Annotated in this window: 17 protein-coding genes and 1 other RNA gene; 12 read left to right on the top strand and 6 right to left on the bottom strand. The window is 61.9% G+C overall.

Annotated features, from left to right (window positions below):
- Positions 1-34 precede the first annotated feature (34 nt).
- A complete protein-coding gene (locus M1E16_RS18600) occupies positions 35-799 on the top strand; it encodes a GntR family transcriptional regulator (protein ID WP_305499918.1) in 765 nt (254 codons plus the stop codon).
- Positions 800-983: 184 nt separating this feature from the next.
- Here M1E16_RS18600 and guaD read toward each other — a convergent pair whose 3' ends face one another.
- The 4 genes from guaD to xdhA all read right to left on the bottom strand — a co-directional run bounded on the left by guaD (position 984) and on the right by xdhA (position 7,115).
- Complete coding sequence (guaD, locus tag M1E16_RS18595) at positions 984-2,288, bottom strand: guanine deaminase (RefSeq protein WP_458128101.1); 1,305 nt, start codon at positions 2,286-2,288, stop codon at positions 984-986.
- 20 nt (positions 2,289-2,308) lie between these two features.
- Positions 2,309-3,145: a xanthine dehydrogenase accessory protein XdhC gene (gene xdhC, locus M1E16_RS18590; protein WP_434601343.1), complete on the bottom strand. Its 837-nt coding sequence runs from the start codon at positions 3,143-3,145 to the stop codon at positions 2,309-2,311.
- A gap of 123 nt (positions 3,146-3,268) precedes the next feature.
- On the bottom strand, positions 3,269-5,668 hold the full coding sequence (gene xdhB / locus M1E16_RS18585; RefSeq protein WP_458128100.1) for a xanthine dehydrogenase molybdopterin binding subunit: 2,400 nt from the start codon (positions 5,666-5,668) through the stop codon (positions 3,269-3,271).
- Complete coding sequence (gene xdhA / locus M1E16_RS18580; protein ID WP_458128099.1) at positions 5,661-7,115, bottom strand: xanthine dehydrogenase small subunit; 1,455 nt, start codon at positions 7,113-7,115, stop codon at positions 5,661-5,663. Before xdhA ends, xdhB begins: the two co-directional genes overlap by 8 nt.
- Before the next feature lie 339 nt (positions 7,116-7,454).
- On the opposite strand from xdhA, the gene M1E16_RS18575 reads away from it, so the two are divergent.
- The 8 genes from M1E16_RS18575 (at position 7,455) to M1E16_RS18540 (ending at position 17,686) form a co-directional block, all read left to right on the top strand.
- Entirely contained in the window at positions 7,455-8,114 is a 660-nt protein-coding gene (locus M1E16_RS18575; protein ID WP_305499923.1) for a GntR family transcriptional regulator, read from the top strand.
- 1 nt (position 8,115) lies between these two features.
- Positions 8,116-11,604, top strand: coding sequence for a chromosome segregation protein SMC (gene smc, locus M1E16_RS18570; RefSeq protein ID WP_458128098.1), 3,489 nt, complete (start codon positions 8,116-8,118; stop codon positions 11,602-11,604).
- Between the two features lie 257 nt (positions 11,605-11,861).
- Positions 11,862-12,713, top strand: a complete 852-nt coding sequence (gene zipA, locus M1E16_RS18565; protein WP_458128097.1) for a cell division protein ZipA — start codon at positions 11,862-11,864, stop codon at positions 12,711-12,713.
- Positions 12,714-12,843: 130 nt separating this feature from the next.
- A complete protein-coding gene (gene ligA / locus M1E16_RS18560; RefSeq protein ID WP_458128096.1) occupies positions 12,844-15,201 on the top strand; it encodes an NAD-dependent DNA ligase LigA in 2,358 nt (785 codons plus the stop codon).
- Positions 15,202-15,428: 227 nt separating this feature from the next.
- Positions 15,429-16,589 carry a zinc-binding metallopeptidase family protein gene (locus tag M1E16_RS18555; protein ID WP_458128095.1) on the top strand — a complete coding sequence of 387 codons (1,161 nt, stop codon included), beginning with the start codon at positions 15,429-15,431 and terminating at the stop codon, positions 16,587-16,589.
- A 269-nt stretch (positions 16,590-16,858) separates the two neighbouring features.
- An RNA gene (gene ffs, locus M1E16_RS18550) (signal recognition particle sRNA small type) lies at positions 16,859-16,955 on the top strand.
- 202 nt (positions 16,956-17,157) lie between these two features.
- The gene (locus M1E16_RS18545) at positions 17,158-17,403 is read left to right on the top strand and encodes a type II toxin-antitoxin system ParD family antitoxin (RefSeq protein ID WP_434572966.1); all 246 of its coding nucleotides are present in this window, start codon (positions 17,158-17,160) and stop codon (positions 17,401-17,403) included.
- Positions 17,396-17,686 (top strand): type II toxin-antitoxin system RelE/ParE family toxin, encoded by a 291-nt coding sequence (locus M1E16_RS18540; RefSeq protein WP_458128094.1) that lies wholly within the window; start codon positions 17,396-17,398, stop codon positions 17,684-17,686. The genes M1E16_RS18545 and M1E16_RS18540 overlap by 8 nt, the downstream gene beginning before the upstream one ends.
- A gap of 7 nt (positions 17,687-17,693) precedes the next feature.
- Here the strand turns inward: M1E16_RS18540 and M1E16_RS18535 are convergent, their stop codons facing one another.
- A complete protein-coding gene (locus M1E16_RS18535) occupies positions 17,694-18,008 on the bottom strand; it encodes a helix-turn-helix domain-containing protein (RefSeq protein ID WP_434572969.1) in 315 nt (104 codons plus the stop codon).
- Between the two features lie 336 nt (positions 18,009-18,344).
- Here M1E16_RS18535 and M1E16_RS18530 point away from each other — a divergent pair, with 336 nt between their 5' ends.
- Complete coding sequence (locus M1E16_RS18530; RefSeq protein WP_458128093.1) at positions 18,345-20,081, top strand: putative bifunctional diguanylate cyclase/phosphodiesterase; 1,737 nt, start codon at positions 18,345-18,347, stop codon at positions 20,079-20,081.
- On the opposite strand, the gene M1E16_RS18525 is transcribed toward M1E16_RS18530, so the two are convergent.
- Positions 20,039-20,800, bottom strand: coding sequence for a substrate-binding periplasmic protein (locus tag M1E16_RS18525; RefSeq protein ID WP_434629667.1), 762 nt, complete (start codon positions 20,798-20,800; stop codon positions 20,039-20,041). The two genes, M1E16_RS18530 and M1E16_RS18525, sit on opposite strands and share 43 nt — an antisense overlap.
- 142 nt (positions 20,801-20,942) lie before the next feature.
- On the opposite strand from M1E16_RS18525, the gene dnaX reads away from it, so the two are divergent.
- Together dnaX and M1E16_RS18515 are read left to right on the top strand one after the other, a co-directional pair.
- Complete coding sequence (gene dnaX / locus M1E16_RS18520; protein ID WP_458128092.1) at positions 20,943-23,024, top strand: DNA polymerase III subunit gamma/tau; 2,082 nt, start codon at positions 20,943-20,945, stop codon at positions 23,022-23,024.
- A gap of 62 nt (positions 23,025-23,086) precedes the next feature.
- Positions 23,087-23,425, top strand: coding sequence for a YbaB/EbfC family nucleoid-associated protein (locus M1E16_RS18515; protein WP_003183512.1), 339 nt, complete (start codon positions 23,087-23,089; stop codon positions 23,423-23,425).
- Positions 23,426-23,437: the final 12 nt, after the last annotated feature.

Below are 23,437 nucleotides of genomic sequence, written 5' to 3'. Positions count from 1 at the left end.
TTAAATCGCCGCAGTTCTCCCGACTCGAGTGCCCATGAACGAACAGTTGCAACCCCTCAAGAAACAACCGCGAGCAGGCAAAGCCGGCCGCAGCGGAACCCAGGACGATATTGTCTACGCGCACATTTTCGAGGCCATCCTCGAACAGCGTCTGGCGCCTGGCACGAAGTTGAGTGAAGAGGCGCTTGGGGAGATTTTCGGGGTGAGTCGCACCATCATTCGTCGCGCGCTGTCGCGCCTGGCCCATGAAGGCGTGGTGCTGCTGCGCCCGAATCGCGGTGCGGTGGTCGCCAGCCCGAGTGTCGAAGAGGCACGCCAGGTATTCTTTGCCCGGCGCATGGTGGAGAAGGCAATCACTGAGCTGGCGGTACAGCACGCCAGCGCCGAACAGCTTGCCGAGCTGCGGCAGATGGTCAGCGACGAGCGCGACAGTTTTTCCCGGGGGGACCGTGGCGCCGGCATCCGGTTGTCGGGCGAGTTTCACCTCAAGCTGGCCGAGGCGGCAAAAAACGCGCCGCTGATCAGCTTTCAGCGCAGCCTGGTATCACAGACTTCGTTGATCATCGCCCAGTACGAAAGCGGTAACCGTTCCCACTGTTCCTATGACGAACACACCCAGCTGATCGACGCCATCGAGGCCCGTGACGCAGCCCTGGCGGTGAACCTGATGATGCATCACATGGATCACATCGACAGCAAGCTCAACCTCGACGAAGAAAGCGCGTCGGACGATTTGCATGCAGTGTTCTCGCATCTGTTGCAGAGCAAGAAGCCGGGGCGGTCGACGGCCAAGCTCTGATTGAGTTGAGTCAGCGATGCCGAGGCGCGCCCTTCGCGAGCAGGCTCGCTCCCACAGTGGATTTGTGTTGGTCACACTGACCCTCGACTGTCTCCAAAAAGTTGGACACCAATCTGGCTTCTGGGGTCAGGCAACCCTGTGGGAGCGAGCCTGCTCGCGAAAGCGGTCTGGCAGGCGCTGAAAGTTAGCGCTGGTGCACCAACCGGCCTGCCGCATAAGTCTGCGCCACCGTCCGGTCATCCCCCAGGGTCATCAGTACGAACAACCGCTCGGCCATGTCCTTGGCCTGCTTCAGGCGATAGCTCAACAGCGGCGTGGCGTTGTAGTCCAGCACCAGGAAGTCCGCGTCCGTGCCCGGCTGCAACGTGCCGATCCGGTCTTCCAGGCGCAAGGCCCGGGCGCCGCCGAGGGTGGCCAGGTACAGCGATTTGAACGGGCTCAGTCGCGCACCTTGCAACTGCATGACCTTGTAGGCTTCGTTCAGGGTTTGCAGCAGCGAAAAACTGGTTCCGCCGCCCACGTCGGTGCCAAGGCCAACATTGACTTTGTGCTTCTCGGCCATCGGCAGGTTGAACAGGCCGCTGCCCAGGAACAGGTTCGAGGTCGGGCAGAACGCGATGGCCGAACCGGTTTGTGCCAGGCGTGCGCATTCTTCGTCGCACAGATGCACGCCATGGGCGAACACCGAGCGCTCGCCGAGCAAGTGGTAGTGGTCGTATACGTCCAGGTAGCCTTTGCGCTCGGGGAACAGCTCCTTGACCCATTGCACTTCCTGCAGGTTCTCGCTGATGTGCGTCTGCATGTACAGGTCCGGGTATTCGCCGAGTAACTGGCCGGCCAGGGTCAGCTGCTCCGGCGTGCTGGTCGGCGCGAAGCGCGGGGTCACGGCGTAATGCAGGCGACCCTTGCCATGCCAGCGTTCGATCAGCGCCTTGCTCTCGGTGTAGCTGGATTCGGCGGTGTCGACCAGGTAGTCCGGCGCGTTGCGGTCCATCATGACCTTGCCGGCGATCATCCGCAGGTCGAGTTTCTCGGCAACCTCAAAAAATGCGTTCACCGATTGCGGGTGCACACTGCCGAATACCAGGGCTGTGGTGGTGCCGTTGCGCAGCAATTCCTTGACGAAAATGTCCGCCACCGCCTCAGCGTGGGCCGGGTCGGCGAACTGGCTTTCGCAGGGGAACGTGTAGGTGTTGAGCCAATCCAGCAACTGCTCGCCATAGGCGCCCACCATGCCGGTCTGCGGCAGGTGGATATGGGTGTCGATGAAGCCGGGGGTGATCAAGGCGTCCTGGTAGTGCGTGATCTCGATATCCGCTGGAAGGGTCGGCAACAGATCGCTGGCATGGCCGATAGCGCTGATCAGGCCATTTTCCACTACCAGCAGGCCATCCTCGAAATATTCATAGGACGCCTCGATACCGACTTCGGCCGGATCGGCGAGGCTGTGGAGCAGGGCGGCGCGGTAGGCTTTGCGTGTCAGGGGCATGGGGATTCTCGATAACGGGATTAACGCTGGCTGCGGCGCGAAACCGGCAGCAACCTGGCGATGGGTTCGGCGCGGGAGGTGTGCTGGCCGAAATCTGCGTTGTAGGTGGCGATGATTTCGCCGGCGATGGAGATGGCGATTTCAACGGGCAGCTTGCCTTTGACTTCGCCGATGCCCATCGGGCAGCGCATACGCTGCAGGGCGCCACTGTCGAAGCCGCGATCACGCAGGCGATGTTCGAACTTGACGCGTTTGGTCTTCGAGCCGATCAGGCCGAAGTAGGCAAAGTCGTTGCGCTTGAGGATCGCGGCGCTCAGTTCCAGATCGAGCTGGTGATTGTGGGTCATGACGATGCAGTAGCTGCCGGCGGGCAGCTCATCGACTTCGTCCAGCGGGTCTTCAGTCACGATTTTCTGTACGCCGTGGGGCAACTGCTCAGGAAATTCCGCTTCCCGCGAGTCGATCCAGCGCACCCGGCAAGGCAGGCTCGCCAGCAGCGGCACCAGGGCGCGGCCGACGTGACCGGCACCGAACACGGCAATCTGCGCCTGGACCTGGCCCATGGGTTCGAACAGCAACACGGTAACGCCACCGCAGCACTGGCCGAGGCTGGCGCCGAGGCTGAAGCGCTCTAGATGGGTGTTCTGCTGGCCGCTGGCAAGCATCTGCCGGGCAATCTCCATCGCCTTGTATTCCAGATGACCGCCGCCAATGGTGTCGAATGTCTGGCGGGCGCTGATGACCATCTTCGAGCCGGCGTTGCGCGGGGTGGAGCCGAGCTCCTCGATGATCGTCACCAGCACGCAGGGTTCGCCGCGGGTTTGCAGGTCGGCGAGGGCGCTGATCCAGTTGTACATATTCACCTCGACATCTCTGTTGTCTGTTCCGGCCTCATCGCGAGCAAGCTCGCTCCCACATTGGATCGGTGTTCACAAATCCCTTGTGGGAGCGAGCTTGCTCGCGATTGGCCGCGCCGCGGTCTAGAGCGAAGCCACTTCGGCTTCAGCTTCCTCAGCCTTGACCACCCTCAACCCACGCATCTGCTCACATCCCCACAACACCCGCTCCGGCGTCGCCGGCGCGTCGATTTTCGGTTGCTGCCGATAATCCCCCAGGCTCGCCACGGCGTCCTTGATGGCGCACCACGCGGCGATGCCGAGCATGAACGGCGGCTCGCCCACGGCCTTGGAATGGAACACCGTGTCTACGGGGTTCTTGCGGTTTTCCACCAGTCGCACCCGCAGGTCCAACGGCATGTCGGCCACGGCCGGGATCTTGTAGCTGGCCGGGCCATTGGTCATCAGCTTGCCCTTGTCGTTCCACACCAGTTCTTCCATGGTCAGCCAGCCCATGCCCTGGATGAAACCGCCCTCGACCTGGCCGATGTCGATGGCCGGGTTCAGCGAGGCGCCAACGTCGTGGAGGATGTCGGTGCGCAGCATCTTGTATTCGCCGGTGAGGGTGTCGACGATCACCTCGGCACACGCGGCGCCGAAGGCGTAGTAATAGAACGGCCGGCCGCGGGCCTGGCTGCGGTCGTAGTAAATTTTCGGGGTCTTGTAGAACCCGGTGCTCGACAGCGAGACCTGGGCGAAGTAGGCCTGTTGTACCAGCGCTTTGAAGGTCAGGATGTGATCGCGCACCCGCACGTGGCCGTTGTGGAATTCCACGTCTTCTTCGCTGACCTTGTATTGCCGCGCGGCGAATTCCACCAGGCGTTGCTTGATGGTTTCTGCGGCATTCTGCGCGGCCTTGCCGTTCAGGTCGGCGCCGCTGGACGCGGCGGTGGGCGAGGTGTTCGGGACCTTGTCGGTATTGGTCGCGGTGATCTGCACGCGGTCCATTTCCACCTGGAACACCTCGGCCACCACCTGGGCGACTTTGGTATTGAGCCCTTGGCCCATTTCCGTGCCGCCGTGGTTCAGGTGGATGCTGCCGTCGGTGTAGACGTGAATCAACGCCCCGGCCTGATTGAGGAAACTCGCGGTGAAGGAAATGCCGAACTTCACCGGCGTCAGCGCCAGGCCCTTCTTGAGGATCGGGCTGCCCGCGTTGTAGCGGCGGATCGCTTCGCGGCGCTCGGCGTACTGGCTGCTTTCTTCCAGTTCAGCGGTCATTTCCTCGAGCATGTTGTGCTCGACGGTCTGGTAGTAGTGCGTGACGTTGCGCTCGGTCTTGCCGTAGTAGTTGGCCTTGCGTACCGCCAGCGGGTCGAGCCCCAGGCGCCGGGCGATGGCATCCATCACCTCTTCGATGGCGACCATGCCTTGGGGCCCGCCGAAACCACGGTAAGCGGTGTTCGACGCGGTGTTGGTCTTGCAGCGATGGCCGTTGATGGTCGCATCGCCCAGGTAGTAGGCATTGTCGGCATGGAACATCGCCCGGTCGACAATCGAGGCCGACAGGTCCGGCGAGCAACCGCAGTTGCCGGCCAGTTCCAGGGCGATGCCATGCAGGCGCCCGGTGTCGTCGAAGCCCACGTCGTATTCGATATAGAAAGGATGGCGCTTGCCGGTCATCAGCATGTCCTCCACCCGGGGCAGGCGCATCTTGGTCGGCTGGCCGGTGAGGTGCGCGATGACGGCGCACAGGCAGGCCGGGCTGGCGGCCTGGGTTTCCTTGCCGCCAAAGCCGCCGCCCATGCGGCGCATGTCCACCACGACCTTGTTCATCGACACGCCCAACACTTCGGCCACCAGCTTCTGCACTTCGGTGGGGTTCTGGGTCGAGCAGTAGACGATCATGCCGCCGTCTTCGGTGGGCATCACCGAGGAAATCTGGGTTTCCAGGTAAAAGTGTTCCTGGCCGCCGATGTGCAGCGAGCCTTGGATGCGATGTTCGGCGGTGGCCAGCGCCGTGGCCGAATCGCCGCGCTGGTGGGTGTGACTGTCGAGCACGAAGTGCCGCTTGCGCAGCGCCTCGACCACATCCAGCACCGGTTCGAGGTCTTCATATTCAATGATCGCGGCCATGGCTGCCTGGCGTGCGGTCTCCAGGTCCTTGGCCGCCACGGCGAGTACCGGTTGGCCGACGAACTGCACGTCATCGATCGCCAGCAGCGGGTCGCCGGGCAACAACGGGCCAATGTCCTTCAGGCCTGGTATGTCCTGATGGGTAATGGCGATGCGCACCCCTTCGAAGGCGTAGCAGGGCGTGGTGTCGATACGCAGGATTCGCGCATGGGCGCGATCCGACAGCCGGGCATAGACGTGCAACTGGTTGGGAAATTCCAGCCGGTCATCGATGTACTGGGCTTCGCCGGACACGTGTTTGGCAGCGCTGTCATGCTTGACACTGCGGCCCACGCCCGTGGTGAGGTCGCGGGCGAACAGCTCGGCCAGTTCGGCCTGGGTCTTCTCTACGGCGTGATGGTTAGACATAAGCGGTCACCCGAGTCTCGATGTGCGGCGTTTGCAGCTCGATGAAGTATTTGCGCAGCAGGTTGCGGGCGCTGAGCAGACGGTATTCCTTGCTGGCGCGGAAGTCCGACAGCGGCGTGAAATCCTCGGCCAAGGCCGCGCAGGCGCGTTCGAGGGTGCTGTCGTTCCACGGCGCGCCGATCAGTGCGGCTTCACAGTGCCTGGCACGCTTGGGTGTTGCGGCCATGCCGCCGAAGGCGACACGCGCGTCTTCGACCAGACCGTTTTCAAGACGCAGGTTGAACGCCGCGCACACTGCGGAAATGTCATCGTCCAGACGCTTGGAAACCTTGTAGGCGCGGAACGTCTGTTCGGCGCTGGCTCGGGGCACGATGATCTTTTCGATGAATTCGCTTTCCTGGCGGGCGGTTACCCGGTAGTCGATGAAATAGTCTTCCAGGGCCAGGGTGCGGCGGGTCTGGCCCTTGCACAGCACAATCTGCGCGCCGAGGGCGATCAGCAGGGGCGGGGAGTCGCCAATGGGCGAGGCGTTGCCGATGTTGCCGCCCAATGTGCCCTGGTTGCGGATCTGTAGCGAGGCGAAACGCTGCAGCAGTTCGCCGAAATCCGGGTATTCGGCTTTTAATGCCTCGTAGCAATCGGAAAGCGCGGTGGCGGCGCCGATCTCCAAACGGTCATCAAAACGCTCGATGCGCTTGAGTTCGGCGACGTTACCTACGTAGATCATCACTGGCAGGGTGCGGTGAAACTGCGTGACCTCCAGCGCCAGATCGGTGCCGCCAGCCAGTAGCCGCGCCTGCGGATAGGCGTCGTAGAGGTCGGCCAGATCGGCCACGGTCAGCGGCACCAGGCAACGCTTGTCACCGCTGTTGAGCTCGCCGGTTTCGGTCGGGGCGATGGCTTTCAGGCGGGCGATGGTCTGGGCTTCGCGGGCGTCGAACTGGTCCGGTTGTTTGCCGCAGCAGGCCTGGTCGGCCGCCGCCAGGATCGGCCGGTAGCCGGTGCAGCGGCACAGGTTGCCGGCGAAGGCTTCGTGGGCCTTGTGGGCGTCGGGTTGTTCGCTGTTCTTTTGCAGGGCGAACAGCGACATGACGAAGCCCGGGGTGCAGAAACCGCATTGCGAGCCGTGGCAGTCGACCATCGCCTGCTGGACGCTGTGCAACTGGCCATTGTGCTTGAGGTCTTCGACACTGATCAGTTGCTTGCCGTGCAGCGACGAGACGAAGGTCAGGCACGAATTGAGGCTGCGGTAGCGGATGCGCTCGCTACCGTTCGCGTCCGTTTCCAGTTCGCCCACCACCACGGTGCATGCGCCACAGTCGCCGCTGGCGCAGCCTTCCTTGGTGCCGGGTTTGCCAACATGCTCGCGCAGATAGTTGAGCACGGTCAGGTTCGGGTCCAGGGCGTGCTCGCTACGGAGTTCCTGGTTGAGTAAAAACTGGATCACGGAAGGCCTCGCAGATTCATTATTGTTGTATCGACGTGGGCTGAATTTAGCAGTTCTGACTTTTCGGTCAACGATTTTCTGACTTAAAGGTCAAGAAAAGCTGTTTTGTCGATACTCAACGTATTCAGTATGGTCCCTCTGTGGGAGCGAGCCTGCTCGCGAAGGCGCCGGTTCAGTTGAAGCATTCGCCGGCTGCTATGGCGCTTTCGCGAGCAGGCCCGCTCCTACAGTTTTTTTTGCTTATATCGTGCCAAAAACCCGGTGCAGGCCCTGCGCCATGACGTATCGAGTGCGCTACACTGCGCCGCTTGTGCAGATCGAAGAGTTTGAAGGACAACCATGACGTTCAAGGCCCCGGACAGCCTCGCCGAGCAAATCGCCCATTACCTCGCCGAACGCATCATTCGCGGCGAAATGAAACCGGGAGAGCGCATCCAGGAGCAAAAGGTCACGCTGGCGCTCAATGTCAGTCGCGGCTCGGTCCGCGAGGCTTTGCTGATCCTCGAGCGGCGTCATCTGATCGCTATCCTGCCGCGCCGTGGCGCCCACGTCACCGAGCTTACCGAACACAAGGTGCGCAGCCTGTGCGCGTTGATGAGCGAGCTCTACATCCTGCTGGGCAACGCGGTGGCTCATGGCTGGAAGGAACAGGCCGACATGGCCCCGTTCGTGGCGATCCAGCAACGCCTCCAGCAAGCTTACGAGCGCCAGGACATCCGCACCTTCGTCGATGAAAGCTTCAGCGTGATGCGCGCGGCCTATCCGTTTGCCGACAATCCGTATCTGCAAGAGACCGTCGAGAACCTGCAACCGGCGATGAGTCGCGCCTACTTCCTGGCACTTGAGCAGCGCAAGGCTGAAATGAGCGAATTCCTCGACCTGTTCCAGCGTCTGCTTGTAGCGGTGCTGGCCCGCGATCTGCCGCAGATCCGCATCGTGCTGACGGCCTATGCCCAGCGCAGTTGCGATCTGGTGGTTTCGGCCCTGACGGCGGCCTGACGTGCGGCTCAAGTGCATCAAGCTGGCGGGGTTCAAATCCTTCGTCGACCCGACCACGGTGAACTTCCCCAGTAACATGGCGGCGGTGGTCGGGCCCAATGGCTGCGGCAAGTCGAACATCATCGACGCCGTGCGCTGGGTGATGGGCGAAAGCTCGGCCAAGAACCTGCGCGGCGAATCGATGACCGACGTCATCTTCAACGGCTCCACCAGTCGCAAGCCGGTGAGCCAGGCCAGTATCGAGCTGGTGTTCGATAACTCCGACGGCACTTTGATCGGTGAATACGCGGCCTACGCGGAAATCTCCATTCGTCGCAAAGTGACCCGCGACAGCCAGAACAGCTATTTCCTCAACGGCACCAAATGCCGTCGCCGCGACATCACTGACATCTTCCTCGGCACCGGCCTGGGCCCGCGCAGCTACTCGATCATCGAGCAGGGCATGATCTCCAAGCTGATCGAGGCCAAGCCGGAAGACCTGCGTAATTTCATCGAGGAAGCCGCCGGCATCTCCAAGTACAAGGAGCGGCGCCGGGAAACTGAAAACCGCATCCGCCGTACCCACGAGAACCTTGCGCGCCTGACCGACCTGCGCGAGGAGCTCGAACGTCAGCTCGAACGACTGCATCGCCAGGCCGAGGCCGCCAAGAAGTATCAGGAATACAAGGGCGAAGAGCGCCAGCTCAAGGCCCAGCTGTCAGCGTTGCGCTGGCAGGCGTTGAACGAACAGGTCGGCCAGCGTGAGGCGATCATCGGCAACCAGGAAGTCAGCTTCGAAGCACTGGTGGCCGAGCAGCGCAATGCCGATGCCGCGATCGAGCGCTTGCGCGACGGGCACCACGAACTGTCCGAGCGCTTCAATCTGGTGCAGGGGCGCTTCTATTCGGTGGGCGGCGACATTGCCCGGGTCGAACAGAGTATCCAGCACGGCCAGCAGCGTTTGCGCCAGTTGCAGGACGATTTGAAAGAGGCCGAGCGCGCGCGCCTGGAAACCGAATCCCACCTGGGCCACGATCGCACCTTGGCGCTGACCCTTGGCGAAGAACTGGACCGTCTTGTGCCGGAACAGGAAATCACCAGCGCCGCCGCCGAAGAGGCCGCGGCAGCCCTGGAAGAAGCCGAGCTGACCATGCACGGCTGGCAGGAGCAGTGGGACAGTTTCAACCTGACTTCCGCCGAACCGCGGCGCCAGGCCGAGGTGCAGCAGTCGCGCATCCAGCAGCTCGAAACCAGCATGGAGCGTTTGGCTGAAAGGCAACGGCGCCTGGCTGAAGAGCGGGCGTTGCTCGCTGCGGATCCGGAAGACGCGGCGATCCTCGACCTGAGCGAGCAGCTCGCCACCAGCGAAGCGACCCTGGAAGATTTGCAGGCCAGCGAGGACGCCCAGGTCGAGCGGCTGGAACAACTGCGCCAAGCCTTGCAAATGGCCTTGCAGAACCAGCAGCAGGCCCAGGGCGAACTGCAACGCCTCAACGGCCGCCTGGCCTCGCTGGAAGCGTTGCAACAGGCCGCGCTGGACCCCGGCACCGGCACGGCCGAGTGGTTGCGCGACCAGCATCTGGCCGAGCGCCCGCGTCTGGCCGAGGGGTTGAAAGTCGACGCGGGCTGGGAGCTGGCGGTGGAAACCGTGCTGGGCGCCGACCTGCAAGCGGTGCTGGTGGATGATTTCGCCGGCTTCGATCTCTCGGGGTTTGCCCAAGGCGATTTGCGCCTGCTCAGTCCGGCTGGCGATGGCGTGCGGATCCCTGGAAGCCTGCTGGACAAAGTCGAGGCCCAGGTTGACTTGTCGCCCTGGTTGGGTCAGGTCAAACCCGTGGATAGCCTGGAGCAGGCGCTGGCCTTGCGTGGTCAATTGGCCGCCGGCGAGAGCCTGATCAGTCGTGACGGGTACTGGGTCGGCCGGCATTTCCTGCGGGTGCGCCGGGCCGGCGAGGCCGAAAGCGGCATGCTCGCCCGTGGCCAGGAAATCCAGCGTCTGGTCGCCGAGCGCGAAGAGCGCGAGGCCAGCGTCGAAGCCCTGGAAACCGAATTGCAGAACCTGCGGGCGCAACAGCGCCAGCAGGAAAACGGTCGCGAACACCTGCGCCGCTTGTTGCAGGACGAGGCGCGCCAGCAGGGCGAACTCAAGGCGCAGCTGTCCGCCGGCAAGGCCAAGGTTGAACAACTGGCCCTGCGGCGCACCCGTCTCGATGAAGAAATGGCCGAGTTGGGCGAACAGCGAGCGCTGGAGCACGAACAGATCGGCGAGGCGCGCCTGCAATTGCAGGAAGCCCTCGACGCCATGGCGCTGGACACCGAACAACGCGAATTGCTCCTGGCCCAGCGCGACAGCCTGCGCGAACGCCTCGATCGGGTGCGCCAGGAAGCGCGCCAACACAAGGATCATGCCCATCAGCTGGCAGTGCGCCTGGGCTCGCTCCAGGCCCAGTACGATTCCACGCGCCAGGCGCTGGAACGTTTGGAAATGCAATCCGAACGCCTCACCGAAAAGCGCGAACAGCTGAGCCTCAACCTGGAGGAGGGCGAGGCGCCGCTGGAGGAGCTGCGGCTGAAACTCGAGGAATTGCTCGACAAACGCATGAGCGTCGACGAAGAACTCAAGACCGCGCAGATCGCGCTGGAGGACGCCGACCGCGAACTGCGCGACGCGGAGAAGCGCCGCAGCCAGGCCGAGCAGCAATCCCAGCTGATTCGCGGCCAGATGGAGCAGCAGCGGATGGAATGGCAGGCCCTGACGGTCCGCCGCAAAGCCTTGCAGGACCAGTTGCTGGAGGACGGCTACGACCTCAACGGAGTGCTCGCCACCCTCATGGCAGGTGCCAACGAGAAAGAGGCCGAGGAAGAACTCGAACGCATCGCCGCGCGCATCCAGCGCCTGGGCGCGATCAACCTGGCCGCCATCGATGAGTATCAGCAGCAGTCCGAGCGCAAGCGCTACCTCGACGCCCAGAACGATGACCTGGTGGAGGCGCTGGAGACCCTGGAAAACGTCATTCGCAAGATCGACAAGGAAACCCGCAATCGCTTCAAGGATACCTTTGATCAGATCAACGGCGGTTTGCAGGCACTTTTCCCGAAAGTTTTCGGCGGCGGCAGTGCCTATTTGGAACTGACGGGCGAAGATCTACTCGATACTGGGGTGACAATCATGGCGCGTCCTCCCGGCAAGAAGAACAGCACCATTCATTTACTTTCCGGTGGCGAAAAGGCCCTGACCGCATTGGCCCTGGTTTTTGCCATTTTCAAGTTGAATCCGGCGCCGTTCTGCATGCTCGACGAAGTCGATGCGCCACTGGACGACGCCAACGTGGGCCGTTACGCACGTCTGGTAAAGGAAATGTCTGAAACGGTGCAGTTCATCTACATCACCCATAACAAAATCGCCATGGAAATGGCCGATCAGTTGATGGGCGTCACCATGCACGAGCCGGGTTGCTCGCGACTGGTGGCGGTGGATGTGGAAGAAGCCATGGCGATGGTTGATGCGTAAAGCATGTCTGTAGGCGCTTTGCGTAGGGCGTTGTAGGTCTTTTTAACCTTTTGGCTTGTCACTCAATTCACAGATTGGGCATAAGCCAATGCGACAGACGGTGTAAAGTTGTCTTTGGTCGTGCTAGTTTAATGTCAATTTTTCGTGTGCGTGGGCAAAACGCCATTCAGAACATAGAGTTGGCGCCACGTTTTAAAGCGGTTTGCAAATAGCTAAGCCCCTTATTTATCAGCATTTTTATAGAGGCACGGGATTACATGGAAATCGGTCTGCGCGAGTGGCTGATCGTCATCGGCATCATTGTCATTGCCGGTATTCTTTTCGACGGCTGGCGTCGCATGCGCGGCGGCAAGGGGAAACTCAAGTTTCGCCTGGATCGCAGCCTGTCGAACCTGCCGGATGAAGATGACAGTGCCGAACTGCTGGGCCCGCCCCGGGTGCTGGATACCCACAAGGAGCCGCAGCTGGACGAACACGACCTGCCGTCCATGAGCGCGCCGGCGCGCGAGCCGCGTGAGTCGGGCTCCAAGCGCGGCAAACGCAACAGTGAGCCATCCCAGGGCGACCTGAACCTGAACCTGGATCTTGATGGCGGTCCAGGCTTCAGCAGCCGCGACGGTGATTACCCGGACGAGAGCAAGGCCTCCGGTTCCAACGGTGACAAGGACCAGGCCCAGGCTGAAGAAGTGCTGGTGATCAGCGTGATCTGCCGCGATCCAGCCGGCTTCAAGGGCCCGGCGCTGCTGCAGAACATCCTCGAAAGTGGCCTGCGTTTCGGTGAAATGGACATTTTCCATCGCCACGAAAGCATGGCAGGCAATGGCGAGGTGCTGTTTTCCATGGCCAACGCCGTCAAGCCAGGCGTGTTCGATCTGGACGACATCGATCATTTCAGTACCCCGGCGGTGAGCTTCTTCCTTGGGCTGCCAGGCCCGCGCCATCCAAAACAGGCTTTCGATGTGATGGTGGCCGCGGCTCGCAAGCTGGCCCAGGAACTCAACGGTGAATTGAAGGATGACCAGCGCAGCGTGCTGACCGCCCAGACCATCGAGCATTACCGCCAGCGCATCGTCGAGTTCGAGCGCCGGGCACTGACCCAGAAGCGCTGAAGTCAGTCTTTGGCCAGGAGCTTTTTTTGTGGCGAGGGAGCTTGCTCCCGCTGGAGGGCGAAGCCCTCCCCAAAAAATTCTTGAAAAATGAGCAGCCCAGGCTGCTCTTTTGCTTTATGAGAGAACACCCATGAACGCCGTCGAAACCCGCATCCTGGAGCTGCGCTCCGAGCTGGACCAGCATAACTATCGCTACCATGTCCTTGACGAACCGACCATCCCGGACGCCGAGTACGATCGCCTGTTCCACGAACTCAAGGCCCTGGAAGAGCAGCATCCGGAACTGGTGACCAGCGATTCCCCGACCCAACGGGTCGGCAGCGTGGCGCTGTCGGCGTTCAGCCAGGTGCGCCATGAAATCCCGATGCTCAGCCTGGGCAACGCCTTCGATGAAAACACCATGCGTGAGTTCGACCGCCGGGTGACCGAAGGCCTCGACTTGCCCACGGGCGATTTGCTCGGCGCTGGCGCGGCGGTGGAGTACAGCTGCGAACCGAAACTCGATGGCCTGGCCGTCAGCCTGTTGTATCAGGACGGCATGCTGGTGCGCGGCGCGACGCGCGGTGACGGGACCACGGGCGAGGACATCAGTGTCAACGTGCGCACCGTGCGCAATATTCCTCTCAAGCTGCAGGGCAGCGGCTGGCCACCGGTGTTGGAAGTGCGTGGCGAGGTGTACATGTCCAAGGCCGGTTTCGAGCGGCTCAACGCTACGCAACTGGAGGCGGGCGGCAAGACTTTCGCCAACCCGCGCAACGCCGCGGCGGGCAGCTTGCGCCAGCTGGATTCGAGGATCACCGCCAACCGTCCCCTGGAGTTCTGCTGCTATGGTATCGGCCAGGTGACCTCGGACATCGCCGATACCCACATCGGCAACCTCAAGCAGCTCAAGGCCTGGGGCATGCCCGTCAGCCGCGAGCTGAAGCTGGCCCACGGCATCGACGAATGCCTGGACTACTATCGCGACATCGGTGAGCGGCGCAATTCGCTGCCCTACGAAATCGACGGCGTGGTGTTCAAGGTCAACAGCATCGCCTCGCAGCGCGAGCTGGGTTTCCGGGCACGGGAGCCGCGCTGGGCCATCGCGCATAAATTCCCCGCCAGCGAAGAACTCACCGAGTTGCTGGACGTAGAGTTCCAGGTCGGCCGCACCGGCGCCGTCACCCCCGTGGCGCGGCTCAAACCGGTCAAGGTGGCTGGCGTGACCGTGGCCAACGCCACGCTGCACAACATGGACGAAGTGGCGCGGCTGGGCTTGATGATCGGCGATACGGTGATCATTCGCCGCGCCGGCGACGTCATTCCGCAGGTGGTGCAAGTCATCACCGAGCGTCGTCCGGACAACGCCCGGGCGGTGCAGGTGCCTGAGCAGTGTCCGGTCTGCGGTTCCCATGTCGAGCGCACGCAACTGATCAAACGCAGCAAGGGCCGCGAAACCGTCAGCGAAGGCGCGGTGTACCGCTGCGTCGGTCGGCTGGCCTGCGGCGCGCAACTCAAGCAGGCGATCATCCACTTTGTCTCGCGCCGGGCGATGGACATCGAAGGCCTGGGTGAAAAAAGCGTCGAGCAGTTGGTGGATGAAGGCCTGGTGGGCTCGCCAGCCGATCTCTACGCGCTGACATTCGAGCAAGTGGTCGATCTGGAAGGTTTCGCCGAGTTGTCGAGCAGGAACCTGCTGGCGGCTATCGTCGATAGCAAGAAGCCGAGCCTGGCGCGCTTCATCTATGCCCTCGGCATTCCGGACGTGGGCGAGGAAACCGCCAAGGTCCTGGCCCGCTCCCTCGGTTCGCTGGAGCGCGTGCAGGCGGCCTTGCCCCAAGTGCTGACGTACTTGCCGGATGTCGGCCTGGAAGTCGCTCATGAGATCCACAGCTTTTTTGAGGATCCGCACAATCGGCAGGTCATCAAGGATTTGCTGCATCATGGCCTGGAGATTCAGGACCAGGGCGAACTCGGCGCCGAGTTTTCCGCCAGCACCGCCCTGGGCGGCTTTCTCGACAAGCTGCACATCCCTTCGGTCGGACCGGGCGGGGCGCAAAAACTGGCGGACAAATTCGGCTCCCTCGAAGCGGTCATGAATGCCGACTGGCTGGACATGCGCCAGGCATTGCCGGAAAAGCAGGCCAACGCCGTGCGGGAATACTTCGCCAGCGCCGCCAACCGCGAGCTGGCCGTGGCCGCAGAGCAGCAACTGCGCGATTTCGGCATGCACTGGCAGAGCGAGAAAAAAGTCGTCGAGGGTTTGCCTGAAGCGGGGCATACCTGGGTGCTGACCGGCTCGCTGGAATTGATGAGTCGCGACGTCGCCAAGGACAAGCTGGAAAGCCTCGGCGCCAAGGTGGCCGGTTCCGTGTCGGCAAAGACCCATTGCGTTGTGGCCGGGCCGGGCGCCGGTTCGAAGTTGGCCAAGGCCAATGAGCTGGGGCTCAAGGTGCTCGACGAACAAGCCTTCGTCGATTTCTTGAAGGGGCATGGCATCACAGTGTGAGTGGGCACCCCGCTCTTGTGGCGAGGGAGCTTGCTCCCGCTGGGTGGCGCAGCCGCCCCAACCGGAACGACGCACCCTCCAGGTGGAGCGCATCAGCCGGTTTACGACGGCTGCGCCGCCGAGCGGGAGCAAGCTCCCTCGCCACGGGTTGTGGTCCATGGCCAGAACGTGGGAACGATCATGCACGCAGGGTGATCTAGTCTTGCAGGCTCCAGGGAGAGATCGCCATGTACCGCTTCTTCGAACAACTGAGCTCACGCATCGCTGCGCCGTTCCTGGGCGACCGATCACGCAACAGCAAGATCTGGCCGTGTCGCTGCGGCCAGTCATTGTTCTTTCGCAACAGCCAGTGCCTGGCCTGCCTGGCGGCGCTGGGCTATCAGCCGGAGCAGAGCCGCCTGTCGTCCCTGCAACCCGGCGCGCAACCGGATACCTGGACCCTGGATGTCGATCCGCAGGCGGGACTGTTTCGTCGCTGCGCCAATCTCGATACCCCGGCGTCGTGTAACTGGCTGCTGCCTGCCAACGGGCAAGACACGCTGTGCATCGCTTGCAGCCTGAACCGCACGATTCCCGACCTGTCGGTCCCGGAAAATCCCGAGCGCTGGCGCAAGGTCGAAACCGCCAAGCGTCGCCTGGTAGCGCAACTGATCACCCTCGGTTTGCCGGTCATTCCGAAGGCCGTCGACGAGAATATTGGCCTGGCCTTCGATTTCATCGGCGTCGACCTCGACGGCAAACCGCCAACGACCGGGCACGCCAGTGGACTCATCACCCTCGATATCAAAGAGGCCGACGATGCTCACCGCGAACACGTGCGTCAGCAGATGCGCGAGCCGTATCGCACCTTGCTCGGACACTTTCGCCATGAGGTGGGTCATTACTACTGGGATCGCCTGATTGCCGACAGCCATTGGCTGGAACCCTTCCGCGAGCTGTTCGGCGACGAGCGCGCCAGCTATTCCGAAGCCTTGGAGCGGCACTACCAGCAAGGCGCGCCGGTGGACTGGCAGTCCCGTTACGTCAGCGCCTACGCCACCATGCATCCGTGGGAGGACTGGGCCGAAACCTGGGCTCATTACCTGCACATGATGGACGCGGTGGATACGGCGCTGGGCTTTGGCATGAGCGCGCGGGAAATGGATTTCGACTACCAGCCATTTCCCCCCGAAACCCTGTTCGACCCCGAGCACACCGGCGGCGCGGCGTTCCTGTCATTCGTCAACGCCTGGATCGAACTGGCCGGCATGCTTAACGAGCTCTCGCGCAGTATGGGCCAGCCGGATTTCTACCCGTTCGTCGTGCCGGCGGCGGTGATCACCAAGCTGCATTTCATCCATCTGGTGATTCAGGAGGAGGGTGGTCGCGCGGATGAGGTGCTGTTGTAGCCTGTGGAAGGAGGCTGCCCCTATCTCGAATGTACCGACGCCTTCGCGAGCAGGCTCGCTCCCACCTTTGGATACCTTATCTGTTCTGTGGGAGCGAGCCTGCTCGCGAAAGCGTCCGGCCCGCCTGCATCCGGGTTGATGTGTGCAGATCAGCCGAAGCAAGTGCTTGAGCTTAATCAGTTTTTAATCCCTCACGAACGGTTGTAACTTCTTGTCAGATAGGTACAATGGCGCGGCTCGCCGTCAGGCGGGCGTCGTTATGGTGACCCCATCGGTCCCCCCGCAACGATTACCCGTGAACCTGGTCAGATCCGGAAGGAAGCAGCCACAGCGGGAACATTGTGTGCCGGGGTGTGGCTGGTGGGGTTGCCTCCATAACGCCCCCAGGCCTTCGTTCGCAAGGTTTGCCAATCCCTTATTTTTTGCTTCACTGCTCGGTTCGAGGTCTGATCCAGGCGGCGGTTTCCATTGTCCAGATTTGGGCTGGGATAAGCCCGTGGCTATCTCGATATCGCACCAATAGTATGATAATTTCGCCTGAATCGGCCATTCTCCCCGGAGGCTATTCATGGGTACCGTGCGAAAAACCATCACCGTTACCGACCAGCAGGACGGCTGGATCAAGTCTCAGATCGAAGCGGGTCACTACACCAATGATAGCGAATACATCCGCGATCTGATTCGGCGCGAGCAGGAGCGTAGCGCCGAACTCGAAGCTATCCGGTCAGCCCTGAAAGAGGGTGAGTCCAGCGGAAATCCGCAATCATTCGATCCCGATGCATTCAAAAAGAGAATGCTGGAAGCGCATGGCTGAGTATCGCCTTGCACCGGCCGCCGAGCGTGATCTTGAAAAAGTCTGGACCTATACCGCCCGGCATTGGGGCGTAGGGCAGGCCAATCGATACATCGATGTCATCTCAACGGCGTTTCAGGAACTGGCGCAACAGCCGGAAACAGCTCCAGCATGTGACCACATCCGAGTTGGGTACCGTCGGCGTAGTATCGAACGGCACATGATCTACTTCAAAATCACAACCTACGGGGTTGTGATTGTTCGTGTGCTCCATGATCGGATGGATACATTTCGGAGGCTGTGACGGCGCCTCAAGACTTGGCCAACGCCTGCTCAACCGCGGCAATCAGCTTCCCGAGATCCTTCGAAGTGGCTTTGTGAATGACATTGAACAGGTATGCCCGCTGTTCATCTTCCTCGCCCATGTCGGCGAAAAAAGCCTTGGGCTGTACGTCCAGCGCGTTGGCCAGCAGGAACAAGGCTTCGACGCTGGGAGTGTAGGTGCCGGTCTCGAAGCGGCTGATGGTTTTGGGGTCAAAACCGGTCTTTTCGCCGAGTTCAGCCTGAGTGAGCCCCGCTACTTTGCGGTAGCGTCTGATGGCCGAGCCCAGACTTGAAATTTGCATCGCTTAATTCCCATTCAGAATCAAGAACTTAACGATAGATTTTCGCATTAGGCAACCGCGCGTTCCATCACCTTGCTTTGCAAAATGTGATGTGTTTCGTAGAATCGGCCTTTGGCATGGGGATTTGGTGACCTGCTTCAGAAGCCGGGTGTGTGAAAAGACCGGGGCTCGCGCTTCTTTGCAGCGACACAAGGCGGGGCCTGGAGCATGCAGGTCGCACCGCCAGCGTCCGTGCTCCAGCTTTCTCAAGGTATTTGAGCCTAGTTGATTTTCGCCCGTCCGGGGGCGGTGCAACCGCGCGCGACAAACGAGCCTGACTCATGGATGACTGCTTCGATGGATAAGAAGTACCGCAGGGCTGTTGACGCCGCCGCGATCTTTTCCGAAACCGATTTGAGCGGGCGCATCACCTACGTCAACGATCAATTCTGCGCCCTGTTTGGCTACCGACGCGATGAGCTGCTGGGATCCAACCACCGGTTGCTCAACTCGGGGCAGCACCCCAGCGAATTTTTCAGTGCGATGTGGCGCACCATCGCCCTGGGTAATGTCTGGAAAGGTGAAATCTGCAATCGGTCCAAGGACGGCACGCTGCATTGGGTCGATACCACCCTGGTACCGGTAGCCGACGAAACGAGCGGGCATATCGAGCGCTACCTGGCGATTCGCTTCGATGTCAGCGAAAAGCGCCGGTTGTTGCACTCGTTGCAATGGCGTGTCGGGCACGACGTGCTGACCGGGCTGCCCAATCGCACCTATCTGTCCGAGCTGCTGGACCAGGCCCTGGACTTTTCGCGGGGGGAAAGTCTGCCCCTGGCGGTGTGCATGCTCGATCTGGATGGCTTCAAGGCCGTCAACGACGGTTATGGCCATGCCAGCGGTGACCGGCTGCTGGTGGAAGTCGCCCGGCGGCTGCGCAGCATTGTGCGCGGCGAGGATGTGGTGGCGCGCCTGGCTGGCGACGAGTTCGTACTGGTGCTGCGTCATGTGCTTGGAATGGACGAGCTGCATGCCGCATTGAACCGGGTCCTGATTGCGGTTTCCATGCCCTATGCGATCGACGGCAAGAGTATCAACGTCTTCGCCAGTATTGGCGTCACCTTGTCACCGTGGGATAACGAAGACGCCGATACGTTGCTGCGCCACGCCGATCAAGCGATGTATGTCGCCAAGCAGAGCGGCCGCAATCGTTTCCATCTGTTTGATGTATCCCGGGACAAGGAAGTGCGGGCCACTTACCAGATTGTCGATCGGGTGCGGCAGGCGCTCGCCGGCGATGAGCTGAGGCTGCATTTCCAGCCCAAGGTCAATATGCGCAACGGCGCGGTAGTCGGTCTCGAAGCCTTGTTGCGCTGGAAGCATCCGCAACGAGGCCTGGTGCCGCCGCGCGAATTCCTGCCACTGGTAGAAGAGACCGACCTGATTGTCGAGATCGGCGAATGGGTCATGGGCCAGGTCCTGACCCTGCTTCAGCAATGGCAGCAGGCGGGGCAGGGCTGGCCGGTGAGCATCAATATTTCGGCGCGGCATTTCCAGCGGGCGGATTTCGTCGAGCGGCTGCAACGCATGCTGGAACGGCATCCGACGGTGCCGCCGCGGATGCTCGATCTGCAGATCGTCGAGTCGGTCGCCGTGGAGAATCTCGCCCATGTCAGTGCTTGCCTCCAAGCGTGCCAGGCCTTGGGTGTAGGGTTTTCATTGGGCGGTTTCGGTACGGGTTATTGCTCGCTCAATGACCTCAAGCACTTGCGCACGCAAACCATCAAGATCGACAAGACGTTCGTGCGCGACATCCTCGACGACCGGGACGACTTGGCACTGACCGAGGCAGTGATCGGCCTGGCCCGGGCGTTCGGCCGGCAAGTGGTCGCGGAAGGCCTGGACAGTCTCGAACATGGGCAATTGTTGCTGCGCCTGGGCTGCGAAGTGGCCCAAGGTTACTTCATCGCCCGGCCCATGCCGGCCGACGAGATACCGGGTTGGGTAAGGGACTTCATCTCGCCGCCGCAGTGGCAGGCCCACCCGGACAGTCAGGGGGAGGCGGCCTGCGACCCTTCGTTGCGGCCGGTATAAAGCTGGATGATCGCGTCGATTTCCCCGGACATTTTCATTTTTAACAAGGTGCGCAGAATGCGTTGCGCCGGGATGTCCGGGTCATTGCGCACATAACAGCTCAGTTGCTGTTCCTGGAGGACGGCAACCTCATGCAGTTGCCGGTCGGCGCCATGCCGTTGATTGAACCAGTCCAGTGCCCATTGATTGCTGACCGCATAGCGGTAGCGGCCGGCCAGCAGTTTCGCCAGCACCTGGTCCTGGCTGCGCGCGTCGTCACGACGCAGATGGCCGCTGTCGAACAAGGGTTGCAGCGTCGGGTAGCGATAGCTGAGCACTGTGCCGATGGATTGCTGGGCGAGTGTTGCCGGTGTCACTCGGGCGGGGGCGCTGGCCGAGCCAACGAGCACATCGCGCTGAAAGAACAGCGGGACGCTCCAAAGGTAATCGCCCCCTTTATCCTTCACCCAGTCGGGCGAGACGTAACATCGCATGTCTATTTCGCCGTGTTCCATGGCGCTGTCCAATCGCGCGCGGGCAAGGACATGAAACTGTGCCGGTATACCGACCTGAGTTGCCAGGCTGGTCATGACGTCCGGAAGAATGCCTTGGGTCGGACGGCCCCGTTCGATCTGTACCATGGGCATGGCCCAGCCATCGGTAATGGCGAAGCGCAGGGGCCCTTCGGCGGCGAAACATCCTGTACCCAGCAACAGCAAAGCCCCCATGGCTGAGCGCATAAACTCTCCTGACTGTGCAAAACCGCGTCGACAACCGAGCCCCAACTCAAGCTTAGTCAGATTAGACGAGCACACCGGATGCAATTTCGGCCCTGCTCCGCTAGCATTAGCCGCTTATGTTCCTTCGTTGCGACGGTTTTCGATGAGTTATCAGGTTCTTGCACGTAAATGGCGTCCGCGCTCGTTCCGCGAAATGGTCGGCCAGACCCATGTGCTCAAGGCTCTGATCAATGCCTTGGACAGCCAGCGGCTGCACCATGCCTACCTGTTTACCGGCACCCGTGGCGTGGGCAAGACGACCATTGCGCGGATCATTGCCAAGTGCCTGAACTGTGAAACCGGTATCACCTCGACGCCCTGCGGCGAATGTTCGGTCTGCCGGGAAATCGACGAAGGTCGTTTCGTCGACCTGATCGAGATCGACGCCGCCAGCCGCACCAAGGTCGAAGACACCCGCGAGCTGCTCGACAACGTGCAATACGCCCCGAGCCGTGGGCGCTTCAAGGTCTACCTGATCGACGAAGTGCACATGCTCTCCAGCCATTCCTTCAATGCGCTGCTCAAGACCCTCGAAGAGCCGCCGCCCTACGTCAAATTCATCCTGGCCACCACCGACCCGCAGAAACTTCCGGCAACGATTCTGTCGCGCTGCCTGCAGTTTTCTCTGAAGAACATGACGCCGGAACGGGTGGTCGAGCACCTGACGCACGTCCTGGGCGTCGAGAACGTACCCTTCGAGGACGACGCGCTCTGGCTGCTGGGCCGCGCTGCCGATGGTTCGATGCGCGACGCCATGAGCCTGACCGACCAGGCGATCGCCTTTGGTGAGGGCAAGGTCATGGCTGCCGATGTGCGCGCCATGCTCGGTACCCTCGATCACGGCCAGGTCTATGACGTGTTGCACGCGCTGATAGAAGGTGACGCAAAGGCGCTGCTTGAAGCGGTGCGTCACCTGGCCGAACAGGGGCCGGACTGGAATGGCGTACTCTCGGAAATTCTCAACGTACTGCACCGTGTCGCCATCGCCCAGGCCTTGCCTGAGGGTGTCGATAACGGTCACGGGGATCGCGATCGCGTACTGGCATTGGCCCAGGCGCTGCCGGCCGAAGACGTGCAGTTCTATTACCAGATGGGCCTGATCGGTCGACGCGACCTGCCTTTGGCCCCGGATCCGCGCGGCGGCTTCGAAATGGTCCTGCTGCGCATGCTCGCGTTCCGGCCGGCCGATACGCCGGACGCGCCGAGACAAGCGCTAAAGCCAGTGGGGATCAGCCAAGCCACAGCTGATTCCGCCAAGCCAGTGGCTGCCACGCCTGTTGTTGCGTCGGCAGCGGCTTCTGCCCCGGCAGCGGTGGCGCCCATAGCCGAGCCGACAGCTGTCGTCGCTCCACCCGAGCCGGTCGTCGAGGCGCAGCCTGAGCCGGCTGTCGAGGCGCCATCCGAGCCGGTCGCCGAAGCTATTATCGACCTGCCCTGGAATGATCCGGTCGAGCCGGAGATCGTCCAGCAACCTGCCGTGGAACCGGTGCTGGAAACCATCGCCGAGCAGCCTGAGCTGCCGCCGATGCCGAGGCCCACGCCTGACAGCGTGGTGCCCGATGCACCCGAGTGGGTGGCCGCGCCGATGCCTGAGCCGACAGTGGCTGACGTTGCTGTCGCCACGCCGGGCATCGACCTGGACGATGAGCCACCGTTGGATGAGGACTACATCGAGCCGGACATGGACTCGGCCTACAGCTATCTGGACGACCTGGCCAGCGAGCACGCCGCCGAGCCGGCGCCGGAGCCCGAGCCGGAACCGGCGGCAATGCCGGCCACCGGGCTGGCGCTGCAATGGCTGGAGTTGTTCCCGAAGCTGCAGATCAGTGGCATGACCGGCAGCATCGCCGCCAACTGCACCTTGATTTCGGTGGACGGCGACCATTGGCTGCTGCACCTGGACCCGGCCCACAGCGCGCTGTTCAACGCGACCCAGCAACGTCGCCTGAACGATGCGCTGAACCAATATCACCAGCGCACCCTGACGTTGACCATCGAGCTGATCAAGCCCGAGCAGGAAACCCCGGCCCAGGCCGCATCCCGCCGGCGTGCCGACCGCCAGCGCGAAGCCGAGGATTCGATACACAACGATCCGTTCATCCAGCAGATGATGCAACAGTTCGGCGCCGTGGTCCGTCACGATACTATCGAACCTGTCGAGGCCCCGGTTACCCAGGGCTCATAATTGAAAGCGCCGGCCTGAACGCCGGGCGCTGTGTTTATCCAAGTACTTTCGAGGTGATTCCCATGATGAAAGGTGGCATGGCCGGCCTGATGAAGCAGGCGCAGCAGATGCAGGAAAAAATGGCCAAGATGCAGGAAGAGCTGGCCAACGCCGAAGTCACCGGCAAGTCCGGCGGCGACATGGTGACCGTGGTCATGACCGGTCGCCACGACATCAAGCGCGTCAGCATCGACCCGAGCGTGGTCGAGGGCTTGAGCGAAGACGACAAGGAAATGCTCGAGGCCCTGTTTGCCGCCGCCGTCAATGACGCGGTGCGCAAGATCGAAGCCAACAGCCAGGACAAGATGTCCGGCATGACCGCCGGCATGCAACTGCCGCCGGGCATGAAGCTGCCTTTCTGATTCGCCATCCCG

The organism is Pseudomonas sp. Z2-11, from assembly GCF_054161305.1.
The sequence above is the reverse complement of the archived record's forward strand: the minus strand, read 5'-3'. Positions and strand labels throughout refer to the sequence as shown.